The 12,884-nt window shown below is 52.9% G+C and carries 9 protein-coding genes and 1 pseudogene; 5 read left to right on the forward strand and 5 right to left on the reverse strand.

What is annotated here, in order from left to right:
• Positions 1-1,120 (forward strand): annotated as a pseudogene (gene ftsH2 / locus BST81_RS00330) (ATP-dependent zinc metalloprotease FtsH2); the annotation flags it as partial.
• Between the two features lie 129 nt (positions 1,121-1,249).
• On the forward strand, positions 1,250-2,770 hold the full coding sequence (locus tag BST81_RS00335; RefSeq protein ID WP_075596554.1) for an AAA family ATPase: 1,521 nt from the start codon (positions 1,250-1,252) through the stop codon (positions 2,768-2,770).
• An 83-nt stretch (positions 2,771-2,853) separates the two neighbouring features.
• Here BST81_RS00335 and BST81_RS00340 read toward each other — a convergent pair whose 3' ends face one another.
• The 4 genes from BST81_RS00340 to BST81_RS00355 form a co-directional block, all read right to left on the reverse strand.
• Positions 2,854-4,050: a M20 family metallopeptidase gene (locus BST81_RS00340; protein WP_075596555.1), complete on the reverse strand. Its 1,197-nt coding sequence runs from the start codon at positions 4,048-4,050 to the stop codon at positions 2,854-2,856.
• 40 nt (positions 4,051-4,090) lie between these two features.
• A complete protein-coding gene (locus BST81_RS00345) occupies positions 4,091-6,133 on the reverse strand; it encodes a DUF3352 domain-containing protein (RefSeq protein WP_143780158.1) in 2,043 nt (680 codons plus the stop codon).
• A gap of 56 nt (positions 6,134-6,189) precedes the next feature.
• The gene (locus BST81_RS00350) at positions 6,190-6,756 is read right to left on the reverse strand and encodes a thylakoid membrane photosystem I accumulation factor (RefSeq protein ID WP_075596557.1); all 567 of its coding nucleotides are present in this window, start codon (positions 6,754-6,756) and stop codon (positions 6,190-6,192) included.
• Between the two features lie 167 nt (positions 6,757-6,923).
• A complete protein-coding gene (locus BST81_RS00355; RefSeq protein ID WP_075596558.1) occupies positions 6,924-8,006 on the reverse strand; it encodes a hypothetical protein in 1,083 nt (360 codons plus the stop codon).
• A 31-nt stretch (positions 8,007-8,037) separates the two neighbouring features.
• Here BST81_RS00355 and BST81_RS00360 point away from each other — a divergent pair, with 31 nt between their 5' ends.
• Both BST81_RS00360 and BST81_RS00365 read left to right on the forward strand, forming a co-directional pair.
• Positions 8,038-8,892 (forward strand): carbonic anhydrase, encoded by an 855-nt coding sequence (locus BST81_RS00360; protein WP_363078986.1) that lies wholly within the window; start codon positions 8,038-8,040, stop codon positions 8,890-8,892.
• A 436-nt stretch (positions 8,893-9,328) separates the two neighbouring features.
• The gene (locus BST81_RS00365; protein WP_075596559.1) at positions 9,329-11,152 is read left to right on the forward strand and encodes a DMT family transporter; all 1,824 of its coding nucleotides are present in this window, start codon (positions 9,329-9,331) and stop codon (positions 11,150-11,152) included.
• A gap of 42 nt (positions 11,153-11,194) precedes the next feature.
• Here the strand turns inward: BST81_RS00365 and BST81_RS00370 are convergent, their stop codons facing one another.
• The gene (locus tag BST81_RS00370; protein WP_253188035.1) at positions 11,195-11,800 is read right to left on the reverse strand and encodes a response regulator; all 606 of its coding nucleotides are present in this window, start codon (positions 11,798-11,800) and stop codon (positions 11,195-11,197) included.
• 128 nt (positions 11,801-11,928) lie between these two features.
• On the opposite strand from BST81_RS00370, the gene BST81_RS00375 reads away from it, so the two are divergent.
• Positions 11,929-12,768 carry a protein kinase gene (locus tag BST81_RS00375; RefSeq protein ID WP_075596561.1) on the forward strand — a complete coding sequence of 280 codons (840 nt, stop codon included), beginning with the start codon at positions 11,929-11,931 and terminating at the stop codon, positions 12,766-12,768.
• The last annotated feature ends 116 nt before the right edge of the window (positions 12,769-12,884 follow it).

Below are 12,884 nucleotides of genomic sequence, written 5' to 3' on the forward strand. Positions count from 1 at the left end.
CCTGTTCCGCAAGGCCAAGGAGAATGCCCCCTGCATCATCTTCATTGATGAGATTGATGCGGTTGGACGGCAGCGGGGTGCTGGCATTGGGGGTGGCAACGACGAGCGGGAACAGACCCTGAACCAGTTGTTGACCGAGATGGATGGGTTTGAGGGCAATACAGGCATCATCATCATTGCGGCCACCAACCGGCCTGATGTGCTGGATTCAGCTTTGTTGCGCCCCGGTCGTTTCGATCGTCAGGTGACGGTGGATCCCCCCGATATTAAGGGTCGCCTGGAGGTTCTGAAAGTTCATGCCCGTAACAAGAAGTTGGCTCCCGAAGTTTCCCTGGAATTGATTGCCCGCCGCACGCCCGGATTTTCTGGTGCGGACCTGGCCAACCTGCTGAATGAGGCTGCGATTCTAACGGCCCGTCGCCGCAAGGAAGGCATCACGATGCTGGAAATTGATGACGCAGTCGATCGGGTCGTCGCTGGCATGGAAGGCACCCCCCTGGTCGATAGCAAGAGCAAGCGCCTGATTGCCTATCATGAAATTGGCCATGCGATCGTGGGCACCGTCATCCAGGCCCATGACCCCGTTCAGAAGGTAACCCTGATTCCACGCGGTCAGGCCCGAGGGTTGACCTGGTTTATGCCCAATGAAGATCAGGGTCTGATCTCTAGAGCCCAGATTCTGGCCCGAATTACCGGAGCCCTGGGGGGGCGGGCCGCCGAGGATGTCATTTTCGGGGATGCAGAAGTGACCACAGGTGCTGGCAGCGACCTGCAACAGGTGGCTGGGATGGCCCGCCAGATGGTAACCCGATTCGGCATGTCTGCTCTGGGTCCCCTTTCTCTGGAAAGCCAGCAGGGTGAGGTATTTCTGGGGCGTGATTGGATGACCCGGACCGAATACTCAGAAGAAATTGCCACCAAAGTGGATGGGCAGGTGCGGGCGATCGTCGATCAGTGTTACCAAGATGCCAAGCGCATCATGCAGGAAAATCGGACGGTCATCGATCGCCTGGTGGATCTGCTGGTGGAAAAGGAAACGATCGATGGGGATGAATTCCGTCAAATCGTGGCGGAGTACATCCCGGTTCCTGAGAAGGAACAATTCGCCCCGCAACTGTAAATTGGGTTTTGGCATCAATTGATTTGTCGAGTAGGGGCGTTGCATGCAACGCCCCTACTTGGTATATTGCCGGGTTGCTGTTACATTGTTTGAGGATTGTGACCCCATGTCTTGAGTGACCTGTGACCCATGGCTGATGCTTCCCTGCCACCGCTAATTCAACAGATGTTACAGCCGGATTTTTATCCCCATCCGGTGGTAGAACCGATCGAGCTGATTCAAACCCATGTCTCCTACGTTTTCTTAACTGGAGACTATGCCTACAAGCTGAAAAAGCCCGTCAATTTTGGCTTTCTGGACTACAGCACCCTGGAAAAAAGACAGCACTTTTGCCAGGAAGAACTGCGCCTGAACCAGCGGGGCGCTGCTGAACTCTATCTGGACGTTCTGCCCATTACTCAAACCGGAGACCAGTTTCACCTGGAGGGTACCACCGCCCCCGTAGAGTATGTCCTGAAAATGGTGCAGTTTCCCCAGGAGAATTTGTTGCTGGCTGTCTTCGAACGCAATGGGCTAACCTTCCAGCAGATGGAAGAACTGGGCCGACGAGTGGCCCAATTCCATGCTGTGGCGGAAACCAATGACTACATCCGCACCTTCGGTGAGATTTCCCAGATCCGGGCTGCTTTTGACGAGAATTATCAGCAAACGGAGATCTACATCGGAGGGCCTCAAACCCAGGCTCAGTTTGACGGCACTCGGGAATATACCGATCGTTTCTTTGCGACCCGTCAGTCCCTGTTTGCCGATCGGATGGCCCAGCACTTTATCCGCGAATGCCACGGCGACCTGCACCTCCGTAATATTTGTCTCTGGCACGATCAGATCCTGCTGTTTGATTGCATCGAGTTCAACGAGCCCTTCCGGTTTGTCGATGTCATGTACGATGTCGCCTTTACGATCATGGATCTGGAAGCCAGACAGCGGCCCGATCTGGGCAATGCCTTCCTGAATACCTATATCGAGCAGACCGGGGACTGGGAGGGGTTACAGTTATTGCCGTTGTACCTGAGCCGTCAGGCTTATGTGCGCGCTAAAGTCACGTCCTTTCTGCTGAATGACCCGGCAATTCCGGAGGCTGTTAAGCAGGAAGCCACCCAGGCAGCGGCCCATTACTATCATCTGGCCTGGAACTATACCAAACCTCGTGAGGGCTGTCTGGTACTGATGACGGGTCTTTCCGGTTCGGGCAAATCCACCACGGCCCGGAACCTGGCCCGCCGGATGAATGGCATTCACATTCGATCGGATGCGGTGCGCAAACATTTGGGCGGCATTCCCCTCCAGGAGCGTGGCGGGGACGACCTGTATACCCTGGAAATGAGTCAGAAAACCTATGGGCGCTTGCTCGAATTGGGGGTTGCTCTGGCCAGTCAGGGCTTCCCGGTGATTCTGGATGCCAAGTACGACAACCAGCCCCTGCGGTTGGAGGTGATTGGGGAGGCTCAGGTCCATCAGATTCCCTTGCATATCCTGCACTGTACCGCTCCCATGGAAGTCCTCCAGGAACGGGTTCGGCAGCGCACCGGAGATATTGCTGATGCCACCCTGGAGGTGCTGGCCCAGCAGTCTATGGATGTTTTCTCAGAAGTCGAGCAAGGATATGTCCGCACGATTGACACCACTCAGACTGTGGATGTCATCCTGTAGCGCCATTGCCTGTAATCTCCCTGTTATACGTGTTATACGTCCCATGCCATGTCGTTACCCTAGAGACATTCTCTGGAACGTCTCTAGGGCGACGATGATGAACCCTGTTGTTGCCAGTATTTGTAAGCTGCATAGGCCATCGTAACCACACCCGTGACGATCGCGGTTTCATCTACCTCAAACTGGGGATGGTGCAACGGATAATTGGGCCGATCTTTGTAACCCACCCCCAGGCGGAACATGGTACCTGGAGCATGCTCCAGGTAGAGGGAAAAATCCTCAGCCCCCAGGGACGGCTCCAGCAGAATCTGCACCCGATCGTGCCCCCAGGCTTCCGCCGCTGCCGCTTCCACAATCTGGGTCAGGGCCAGGTTGTTCTGAACCGAGGGTACTCCCCGCCGGTAGTTAACCTCGTACTTGGCCCCATAGGATTGACAGACCCCAGCCACAATCTGTTCGATCCAGGCTGGTAGTTGGGTTCGGGTATCTGGATGGAGCGATCGCACCGTTCCCTGTAAGCGCACCTGGTCGGCAATCACATTGGGAGCCCGCCCCCCATTAATCTGACCGATTGTCAGCACCACCGGGCGGAGGGGATTCTGGGTGCGACTGATGGCCTGTTGCAGAGTCGTCACTACCTGAGCGGCAATCCAGATCGCATCGGTGGCTTCATGGGGTCGGGCTCCATGACCCGATTCCCCAATAATGGTCATTTCCAGATCATCGGCAGCCGCTGTCAGTGCCCCATAGCGGATCCCAATCGACCCGGCTGGAATGGACGGGAACACATGCACAGAGAAAATGGCTCCAACCTGGTCCATGACGCCATCTTCCACCATCCAACCAGCTCCCTGGGCCACCTCCTCCGCAGGCTGGAATAGCAATCGCACATTCCCTGGCAGATCTTTCCCCAGTTGAGACAGAACCATGGCGGTTCCCAGCCCCACGGTGGTATGCACATCATGGCCACAGGCATGCATGACACCAGCCCGACGGGAAGCAAACTCCAGGCTGGTTCGTTCCTGGATCGGCAGCGCGTCCATGTCTGTTCGAATCGCCAGGAGGCGATCGTGGGCTCCCTCCTGAATCAGATCACCTACCACCCCCACTCGCCCCACCGCCTCCTGCACCCGCAATCCACAGGAAGACAGAACTCCGGCAACGTAGGCAGCGGTTTGATGCTCCTGACCGCTCAGTTCCGGATGGCTATGGAGATGACGACGGATCTCAATCAAGCGGGGAGCCAGGGTGGCGACCAGATCCTTAATACGACTGAGCATTATGTAACTGAAATAGGATTGTTATCCAGTTTACACAAGTTTACTGATTGGGTTTGTCCCGTGGTTCGGGCCTGACTGGGGCCAGAACTAGCAGACCATCTACCTGCTCCTTTTCAGCAGTCGTGAGACTGCTACCACTGATACTCCGAATGGTCCCCATCACCTGCCTCACTTCCGTTGCCCCCGGAAAAAGTCCCAACGGAATTAAGCTATAAATCCAGGACAGGGAAGCCCCCATATTGATATAGAAGTACCCCTCATTGGGGCTAGGAAAATCTGCCGTTGCCGTTTTGAAGGTATAGTCCTGGGTCAGGTTCCACAAAGGTTTGGGGACCAGATCAGCCATTGAGCCTGTGCCCAGGGCCACAATTAGCGTGTCCTGGCTAATCCAGGTATAGGCGAAGATGCTCTGGGACTTTTTCTTGTCGTCTTTCACGTCCCAACTGATTACCGTCTGCCCCCGCAACTTCCGGGCCACAGTTTTGATCTCCCCCTTGGATTTCACTCGGACGAACTCGTTCAACCGTTTCAGGGTCGTTTCTGCTACCGATCGCTGGCTGGTTGTCAGAATTAGGGCCGTACCCAGGTTGAGTTTTGGAAAGAACTCATTGAACACACTTTTCCGAGCCGGATAAAGCAGCAGGGCATAGTCCCCATCCATCCAGGCAAACAGGTCCCGATCCAGATCCAGACCAATGTTCTGGCGAGCGGCTTTGCGAAATTCACCCAGACTCTTTTTCAGCTCTGGATCCGCCTCGAACTGCTTGACAAATTTTTCCCATTGCCGTTTCAGGTTATAGCCCGTGGAGGTCAGATAGGTAATTGCCGGAATGCGGGTCAGAATCTGATCTTGCTGCGATGTTAACCCACTAGCCCGATCGGGTTGAGGTTTTTGAAAGTAAATGCTGGATTGGGTGCGGATTCCCTGGGGCAGTACCCAAACAAACCCCTCAACCGTACTGTATTCATCGGTTAGAAGCTGAAGTTGCTTTTCCAGTTCATCTCTGGAGGGCAGGGGAATAGGGGTATATTCCGGGTCAGCGGAGTTTTCAGGGGGAAGAAAATCAGAAAACTGGACGACCTCGGGAAAGTTCATGTAGAAGGACAGCAGGGACGGCTTGAACTGTGAGTGATTCAGAGTTTTCTGGAACAGAGGATTGGCCGTCAACCGGGAAGGCTGTTCCTGGGCGTCAATGAATCGCTCGATCGGAGCCGCAATATTGGTCATCACCACATAACCGGGGAAGCGAGCCACGACCAACCCCTCTTCAGGGAGTTCCCCCTCTGCCGGTGGCTTGTCTGGATCAGCCTCATCGGGCTCGGAGGAAGGTTGCTTCTCCAAGAGAGGTGGTTGGGCTGGGTCTGCCGGAAGCGGCGAGGGGGCTAGAGAGGGGTTGGGGGAACTTGGGAGCGATCGAGAGGGCAACGGTTTAACTTCGTCACGCCGAACTCCAGACTGAAATGCCAGCAAGGCCCTGGAGGAAGCGGGTTGCCAAAGGAAGCGGGGCACGGCCAAGAGTTGGGGCAGTAGAGGACGGCGAGTCTCGGTTTGGTTGGGTGGAGTGGGCTCCTCTGGAGGCTCCTCTGGTTTCCACTCCTGCAGAAGGATTCCCTTATAGCGACGTTCAATTGGGTTAGGAACATCCTTCTGAGCTGTTTTGAGGAAACTATCAAATTTCTGAAAGTCTTTCACCGGCACTAACAAGATGAAATTAGACTCCAGGGTTACGTCTTTGGCTCCTCCGGTGGGCAAGAGGGCCACCACAGCCTTGCCCTCTCCTAACCAATCTGGAATCTCCTTTAAAACCTCAAACTCTTCTGGCAAAGAAGTAGACTCCCCTGCTGCCAGACTGAAGAATGTTTCTATGATCGATCGCACCTCTGAAAAGAGTTGAAATCGATTCAGCTCACTCCAGGCTGATCCCGACGTGTTAATGGTAATGACTGCCGCCGTATTCTCCGGTAGATCGGTGATGGCCTGAGGATCGGATGTCTGAGCCAGCGTGCGGGAGGGAGAAATAAGAGTCCAGACTGGGGCGATCGCAAAAGCCGCTGCGATCGAGAGGGCAGTACGGTGCAGCAATTTAGTCCTACCTTGGTTTTTGGACACAGCGTAGCCGATCGTCACCAGTTTCGCAATTATTGCTGGACCAGTTCCGTATTGATTTCGTTGACGATGCGACGACGCAACTCAACCGATTCAGAGCGGGGTAATAAATCGAACACCTGGCGGAAAACATCATCCACCCGTTCGAAGGGAATTTTCCCTTTTTCATCCAGCACCACCTGGCCTGCCTGGTCGATCAGGACAGTCTGAGGCACTCGGCCCTTGTAATAAAATCCAGGATCCTGGGGACTGTACTTCACATCCGGCAGGAGAGAATCACTCGAAACGGGGATGAAGTTGGCAGCTCGACCGTAATAGGCTTGGAGCTGGGAGATAACACCTGAATATTCCTTACAGTCGCGACTATCTTCGGTATAGAACATGAGCAGGGCTGGCTTTTGGCGCTTCAGAGACTCTGCCAGGCTAATTCTGGGCGGAACCAAGGATCCGTTTCCGGCGTAGAGCGCAAAAATATTGCCATCGAAGTGATCATCGTGTAACCCGGCCTGAGCGGGAAGAACACCGGCAACGAGAGAGGTGAGCAAGAGAACCAGAATCAGGGTCAGTCTGAACAGCGGCTTCCACCAGGACAAAGACATACAGGTGCGACTGAATCATCAGTAACGTTACAGACTGTAGTCTACCGTAAATGGGCCAGACAATAGCTAGACCTTTCCCCCTCCAGCCCCCCTTCCAGGGACGATCGCCCGTCCAACCTGTTCTGGGGCTGCAGGTAGCTGCCTCGGCGGTCCAAGCCACTGCAGGATCACGGAGAGGAAGGGGCATTGGGATGGGTCATCACCAGGTTTTTAAGCTGTGCAGGTACTGCCGGGTGGTACATGATCTCTTGCAAGATCTGGGGCGAAGCCTGGGGATGTTGGGCAATCCGTTCCCAAAGAATAAGGTCAACCTGCTGCCCTGGTTCAGATTCGATCAGTTGCGCCAGGATCGACGCAGAAGTATGGGGATGCTGAGCCAAACTGCGGCGAATCGCAGTCCAATCCAGAGAAGGATAGAAGACTGCATTTTGTTCCAGCAATGCCAGCTTTTCCAGCGTCTGCTCTGAGGTGTTGGGATGCTCAATCAGGCGGCAGTAGGTAAGGCTGCGATCGGGGGAGTGATGTTTCTTCAGTGAAAACCTCAAGTCGGATACCTGATCGAAGATCCAGTCCAATGCATTGCCGGAAAGGTGGGCATAGGGAGAGAACCTGGAGTTCAGTAACATGTAAAAATCTGGGTCATCGGTCAGTTCTAGCTCAAAAATTCGGGGCAATTGGTCTAAAATCCCTCGCGTGACATGGGGGTGAGAGAAAAGCTGCAATCTGAAATACTTCCCCAAGGGGCCTTCGGCGATCTGTTGCAGGATAGGGGCCGGAGTACCGGGATTTTGTACGATCGCCCCCAGAACCTGCTGGGCTTCTTCTCGCCACTTTTGCCAGTTGCTCTGGGAACCCGCATGGGGTAATTTCTGATACCGCTGAACTGCTCTTTCCACAAGGGAAATTGGGATTTCTGGCAACCCAAGCAGGCTCATCAGAGTGGCCACAGGGATTTCATCAATCAAGTTGGGATGCTCCAACCAGAGTAGGGAAAATACAGGGTTATGCAAAAGCTGCCTGGGGAACTCAGCCCCCAGGTTAAACAAAATATCACGAGGGGTCTTGGGATTCTCGATAATGATTTGCCGCACCGGAGGACAACCCAAACCCAGTTCTCGCAGGAGATCAGGCGGAGTTCCAGGATTCTGGGCAACGAGGCAGGCCAGTTCAAAACTTTGATGGGCCAGAGATCGCAACAATTTAGGAGAAGTTGTCGCATCAGCCGCTTGCTGTTCACGGGTGGGATACATAGGGCAGTAGGGAACGACGATTCACATTTCTGTGAAGTTGTATCTCCAGGCCGAGTGGAGTTATGCAGAACCTGCTAAGTCTTTCAAAGAAGCCATTGCATCGGGGTCCAAGGCCCAGTATTCTCAACCAGAGATACCTTTCCATCCCAGTTCCATGAAAAAACTCCTCAAAGGTCTCCACGAATTTCAGACCCAGCACTTCAGCCGCTATCGAGACCTGTTTGAACAACTGGCCGAGGGCCAGACCCCCAGAATTTTGTTCATTACCTGTTCCGATTCTCGGATTGATCCCAATCTGATCACCCAGGCTGAAGTTGGAGACCTGTTCGTGATTCGCAATGCGGGCAATATTATTCCACCTTTTGGCTCGGCTAATGGGGGGGAAGGTGCTGCGATCGAATATGCCATCCATGCCCTGGGGATTGAACAGGTGATTGTTTGTGGGCATTCCCATTGCGGGGCCATGAAGGGGTTGTTAAAACTGGATACCCTCTCAGCCTCCATGCCGTTGGTTTATGAATGGCTCCAGCATGCTGAGGCTACCCGACGCCTGATTCAAGAAAACTATGGGGATTATGTCGGAGAAGAATTGCTGGATGCCACGATCGCTGAAAACGTCTTGACCCAAATTGAGAACCTCCGCACTTATCCGGTCATTCGCGCCAAACTGCATCGGGGAGAGATCTTCCTCCACGGTTGGGTGTATCGGTTTGAAACCGGAGAAATCCTGGCCTATGATGCCGCCCGTCAGGATTTTGTCGCTCCCTACAGCCAGCTTGCTACAACCTCTGGTCTGGGTTATGTCCTGCCCAAGCCTGAAAAGCTGTCCCGCTCCTGGATTTCACCTGAGCAGGCCGATCGGATTTATCGCGGGTCTCAAGCTTGAACCTCCATATCTATGGATATGGATACAATCTATTCTTACAAACTGTAGGGAGTGGGATGCATGGATCTTCAACTTCTCTAAGAAGTTGGAGATTTGTTGCAAGAGGTTGGAGATCTAAGCAGTTACTCCAGTTCACACTGTGACGACGATCGCGATACGGATTTAAAATCAGTGATTTAGAACCTGCTAGTTAAAGAATTTAGGAATAATTAAAATTCCTTCGAATCTGCTCAGATGAGCCTTCTGAAGTCGATCGAAATCTCTTTTGATATGGGGGAGTTTAATTCTGCTGAAATAGTGCCATTTAAGACAGAAGGGCGTATCCTGGTACTAGTTTAAAGCTATAGGGAATTTTAACGATATAACTCCTACGGATAGCGCATCTACACCGAAAGAGCATCGAACTATTTGCCACCAGGGTGAAGGTTGAATATTAATGTCGCAGACAGGCAATCAACCCAACAATTTTGGAAGTCATTCTGTCAATGAGGAGGCTCGAATCGTAGAGAGCACCCTCAAGGGGATGACCCGTGAATTAAAGACGCTGCAGCAAAATGTTTTGTTGCAACTCAATCAAGATATCAACCGACTTCAAGCTGAAAAAAATCGTCTGGTTGATGAAGTTGAGCATCTGAGATCTGAACAACAAAAATTACAGGCGCAACAGGCTCAATCCCTCTCGCGCCGAGATGCAGCTCAGCAACAACTTTGGGCCAAACAACTGGCTCAGGTGCTGGCGATTCATCTACAGGAATTGCTGAAGCAACGCTTGGATGAGATGGCCCAATCCTATCGGCACGCTAATGGGGGTTCCCCGCCCAGCCTTCAGCCTTCTTCCTCCACCAATGGCTATAGCGATAATGCGTATAAGCTGCTGGCTTCCCTGGATGCCACCTTCAGCTCAACTTTTAGAACTCTGCAGCAGGAGCTGAATAGCTATCAGAGTTCTCTGTCAGAACAGTTGAACCAGATGCACAGTATGGAGCAGCAAGGGACAACTATTCTGGAAGCCCTGGTGGCCCGTCTGCGAGAGCAACTCGAAGCTGAAACCCGCAGACTACAGTCCGAAATGGTCTACCGCACCAATGGTTACGGGCAACTCACGACCGGAGAGAGAGTTGAGAGGCCGTCCTCTAGTTGGGGATCAACATCATCCCTACCATCCCAAACCTCTTTTTCCCCTCCTTCTGTTGTCCCATCCCCTCCGTCCTCCAGACCCGCTCCTCCCCGGACGGAAGCCAAACCGAAGCCGATGTCCCAGATCAACCTGGGGGTCATCATGATATTGCTGTCCACCCTGGCGTTGTCCGTGCACAATGTGGTGGTTCAGATTCTCGGTAGTAATAATCAGTTGTTGGGCCTGATTGCAATGGGGGGGTATATCAAACCCAGCCTGGGCAATTCTCTTATGACCCTCTGGGTGCGAATGTTGGTGGTGGTCCCCCTGATGATTGTCATTGCTGGGGTGCTTTATCCACCGGTCTGGAAAGACATCAAGCGATTCTTATTAATGCGCGATCGTCGCCCTCTGTTTATTGTGGCTGGGAGTGGTGCTTTCTTGTTTCTCTCCCAGGTGCTGATTTATATCGCGATTCCTATTCTGGGGCCAGGAGTGGCTGTGACCATTCTGTTCATGTATCCCATTTTAACCGTCCCTCTGGCCTGGGTTTTCTTTGGCGATCGACCGACCCTGCTCCGGCTCGGGGTGATGGCGATGATCACAGCGGGTGTGGTTCTGGCTGCCCTACCCAAGATTCAAAGGGGAGGGGCTCCCGCGCTGCAGGCGCTGTATGGGCTGGGATTGTGGACTGCAATCATCTCTGGAGTGGCCTTTGCCCTCTACTTGATTTTCATGCAGATGGGCTTTAAGAAGTTGCATCCGGTCCCGGTTAGTTTAGTTCAATTTACAACCATCTTCATCCTGACCAGTCTCAGCCTGATGGTAGATTTACCCTCTGATCTGAAACCCCATGTGCTGGATCTACCTGGTTTTCTGGTCAGTTGCTTGGTTCTGGGTGTCCTGACTCTGGCCGGATACCTGCTGAATAATTTCGGAGTCCGTTATATGGGAGCTGGACCTGCTTCCATCATTGCCTCCAGTGGTCCAGCCCTGACTGCCATCCTGGCTTTTCTGCTGCTGCCCAATAGTATTAATAATCGGATCTGGCCGATCCAGATTATTGGGATTATCCTGGTCACGTTGGGAGTCACAGCCTTGAGTTTTGAGCGCATGAAAAACCAGGCGAAACCGGCTAAATAAAAGATCCAAAAATCACACCATAGAGGCGTTCCATGGAACGCCCTATTGCATTTTCTGCCGGATAAATCCGACGATCTGGTTCACCTGTTTCTTCAGTTCGCTCACTTCTGCCTGCAGTTTGACATTGGAGGTCGTGAGGGCGTCTACCTGAGCCTGCAGGAGTTTGACCTGCTCTGGCAGATCTGATGAGATAGGGGGTTGGGACGTTGGGGTTGCCGTTGGTGGAGCGGTTGGGGTTGCCGTTGGTGGAGCGGCAGTCGGTGGAGCCTGTCTGGCTTTTACCTTCGCCATCGCCGATCGCACAGATTCTACCAGCGTCTTCTGCTCAAAGGGTTTCTCGATACAGGCATAGTAGTCAAATAGATCGGGTACCTTCTGTAAAACTTCTTCTTTGCGCCCAGTCATCACAACGATCGGGATACTGTGCAATTCCGGAAGGGCACGGACCTTCTGTAAGACTTCCCAGCCATTCATTCGCGGCATAAAAAAGTCCAGCAGCACAAGATTCGGGTGCTCCTGACAGATCAAACTGAACCCCTCAACACCATCTGCGGCCTCAGTAAACTCAAACTTGTTCTGAGGCAGGAGTTCTTTAACCTGCATCCGCACCATGCGGCTGTCATCTACAATCAGAATCTTAGGTAGCACTGCTCTACTTCGGCAACGATTAGTTCAGGATACTAATTCACTATAGTTTGAGATGTCGATTTCGTCTCTGTTCTGATCGGGATCGAGCTAAGGCAGTACAATCTCATTGAGTAAAGAACATCGTTAGCATGTCGGATCAGGTAGTCGCAGGCCGATTTCAGTTACGCCAGCAGTTAAAAAAACGAGAGGGTCAGCGTACCCTCCTGGCCTATGACCAATGGACCCAGGAATTTGTCATTCTCAAGTTCCGCTTGTTTGTTCCTGATCTGCCCGAGGAGACTCTGGCTCGTCTGGAACGAGATTCAGAAATTCTGAAGACGCTCTATCATCCGTCTATTCCCGCTTATCTAGATTATTTTACGATCGACCTCCCGCCAGCCAGGGCATTTGTGATTGTGCAAGAGCAGGCTGAAGGGAAATCCCTACGGGAACATCTGGCTACGGGACGCCTGTTTACCGAACTCCAAGCACGCCAAATTGCCAGGGCCATCCTGGATATTCTGGCCTATTTGCATGGCCTGCCAACCCCGGTTATTCACCGCAACATCAAGCCCAGTAATATCCTGGTGGGGGATTGGGCCGAGGAAATTGCCTGCCCTGCTGGTGTGTTCCAACAGATGAGCCCGCTCTACCTGATTGACTTTGGGGCACTTCAGGCTCCTATCATGCCAGAGGATACCAGTTCCACCATCATGAACAGCTATGATTACATGCCTCCAGAACAATTTGCTGGCCGGGCTGTGATGGCTTCTGACCTGTATGCCCTGGGGATCACGCTCATTGATCTGGTCACCCAGGTCAGAATTTCGGAACTTCCCCGGAAAGGGCAGCGAATTTTGTTTGAACAGGTGGTGACCACCCTCAGCCCTGGCTTTACTGATTGGCTAAAACGCATGACCGAACCCGATCTGCCCTTCCGTTTTCCGAATGTTCAGATCGCCCTGAATACGCTAGAAAAATTACCGTAAAAAATTCTCTGGCGCTGGCTGAATTGATGCATCTGGATGTCTGGCGCAATGAAGTTTATACTGATTCCGACGATCGGATAACTGTGCGAAGAACATGCTGGAACCATTCAGCAGTG

Origin of the sequence: Leptolyngbya sp. 'hensonii' (genome assembly GCF_001939115.1) — a bacterium.
In the GTDB taxonomy this organism is placed as follows: Bacteria; Cyanobacteriota; Cyanobacteriia.